The organism is Protofrankia sp. Cas8 (assembly GCF_963555845.1).
Taxonomy (GTDB): Bacteria; Actinomycetota; Actinomycetes; order Frankiales; family Frankiaceae; genus Protofrankia.
Genome location: NZ_CAUVXI010000008.1, coordinates 4,031 through 6,251, shown reverse-complemented (window position 1 = coordinate 6,251; position 2,221 = coordinate 4,031). Strand labels below are relative to the sequence as shown.

Below are 2,221 nucleotides of genomic sequence, written 5' to 3'. Positions count from 1 at the left end.
TGGTGGTCTGGTTTCGGCTGGTGCCGGCAGCCTCGCGGGCAGAGCGGGCCGGACCGCGGCCGGGCGGGCGGTGGTCAGCCGGGTACAGGTCGCCGCCGCCTGGTTGGCCCGTAACATCCCCGGACCCCGCCCCAAAGACCTGAGCGCCATCACCTGCGCCGGCACCGGTGATACCGTCGCCGCAGAAACAGGCGTCGGTGTTGACAGAGGTGACGGACGCGATGCACTTGGACACTTCACTGGAAAGGGAAGCTACGGTGCTGGCGCGCAGGCGCAGGGTCTCGCCGACTACACGACGGCTACCGGTCGGAGCGTCATTGGCGATCAGGTGCGCGCGACGCTACCCGATGGATCGACTCGGTACTTCGACGGGTTATCGATCAATCCTGACGGTACCTATCAGGGCGTCGAGGTGAAGGGTGGATCGGCTGGCCTGACAGCATCCCAACGAGCGTTCGACGGCCAGGTAGACGGTGGTGTCCCCGCTACAGCGACATTGGGCGGCGCCAGCATTTCGATCACGTCGACGTATTTGGTGAGGGTGCCATGACGCTAGTGACTCACGCCCTCACAATGAACGGGCGGATCCATGGGGAACTGAAGGACCCAGTTGCCCCTCCGGCAGAGTTGATTCGTCAACGGCTCCTGCTTCTCGACGGCTCCAACCGTTTTTCACTCAGCCTATGGGCCATCCCGCCGGATACATCGTTCGATCAGATCGATCTGCGCGTGTGGCCGCAGGAGTACATACAGGCAGCCGGGTCCCGGGATCGTTTGATGGTCGAGATGCGCAGAGTCGACGGCTTGAAGCCACGACAGTACCTCGTTGGGCACAAGACGAGCGTCACCGGAGAGCATCTAGATCCAGACGTGCCCGTTCATTGGAACGGATGCGAGACCACTGTCCTGCAGCGCGAGGTATTCGATATCGAGGAAGCTGGCGGCCTGTTCGTTGCGTACTACACGACGGGTAGCGTTCCTCCGCAATACGCGCTGCGGGAGCTAGTATTTCATGATTTTGGCTAATTTATCTGACATGTCAGATAAAATGGGGCGGTTCAAAGGATCATAGCGACGCTCCGATAGGATGATCACGATAGCGTCGACAGGCTGGACGGGGCTCTGGCACGAGTTCCGTGATGGGTCGGCGTCGGGGCGATGCAGCCCTCTGTGGATCATAGTGGATTTTTGCGTCCGACCTGATCCGCGCCGTGTTTCCGCAGTTCACCGGTCTGTTGATCGACCGTTTCGCGTCCGCTGGCTGGTCGGTGCAGGTGTATGGACGAGGCCGCGCCACAGCGGCCGCGTGTCCGGGCTGCGGGGTCGACTCCGAATGGGTACACAGCCGCTATGAGTGGCGGATCATGGACTGTCCCGCCAGTAACCAGGAGCTCGTCGTGCACCTGCGAGTGCGACGATTCTTCTACGACGTGACCGGCTGTGCGCGCAGGACGTTCGCCGAGCAGGTTCCCAGACTGACCGCTCTCCGCAGCCGGTGTACCCCGCTGTTGCGACGGGCTGCTCCGCATTTGGCTCGCGCTCCTGCCTCATCCGTTCACCCCTGAGGACAGCGATGCCGGCTACCGGTATGACATCTCCATCCTGCAGGCCGAGTTCTCCCTGATCCAGACCCTCGACCGGCCCCTGTCCGGACGGATCTTCTTCGAACAGGTGATCCGGGACAACCTCGACATCGGTCGCCCCGACCAGGTCAACCTCATCTTCGACCGGCAACTTCGACACGGCGGGCAACGACCCACTCCGAGCCGGCTCCGCACCCGGATCATCACCGAAGGTGTCACCCTCGGCCTGCACGTCGACTACACACACGCCACGATCAAGCAGTACCACAAGGAAGGAAAAGCGCTGCGCACCGAAACCACCATCAACGACACCCGTAGCTATTCAGCAGGCGAGGTCGTTCGAGTGACGCAGCATTTGGCGCGTCCGGGGCTTGATCCCTTCGCTGCCAACGACGTGATGCTTCAGCGTATTGGGCAGGCCATCGAGAACGGGCAGCCGCTGAGCGCAGGCCAGGCCAACTTCATGCGGCACGAGTGGACTGAGGCTGATCCCCTGGATCAGGGCATGCCGTATGAGCAGGCGCATGATCAGGCATTGACGGTGCATCCGCCGGGCCGGAACTACGATCCTGATGTGATCGACCAGTTCCCGGAGTTCGGCCCGTGGTGGCGCAACATGAACGGATTGGGTCCACGGT

The 2,221-nt window shown here is 62.3% G+C and carries 2 protein-coding genes and 2 pseudogenes; all 4 read left to right on the top strand.

Translation table 11 applies throughout. The features are described from left to right. A pseudogene (locus tag U9977_RS02835) lies at nucleotides 1-550 on the top strand (hypothetical protein); the annotation flags it as partial. Between the two features lie 5 nt (nucleotides 551-555). Then, the gene (locus U9977_RS02830) at nucleotides 556-1,026 is read left to right on the top strand and encodes a hypothetical protein (RefSeq protein ID WP_322747572.1); all 471 of its coding nucleotides are present in this window, start codon (nucleotides 556-558) and stop codon (nucleotides 1,024-1,026) included. A 185-nt stretch (nucleotides 1,027-1,211) separates the two neighbouring features. Continuing rightward, nucleotides 1,212-1,565, top strand: coding sequence for a transposase family protein (locus U9977_RS26805; RefSeq protein ID WP_416210452.1), 354 nt, complete (start codon nucleotides 1,212-1,214; stop codon nucleotides 1,563-1,565). 106 nt (nucleotides 1,566-1,671) lie between these two features. Next, nucleotides 1,672-2,221: pseudogene (locus tag U9977_RS02825) on the top strand (hypothetical protein); the annotation flags it as partial.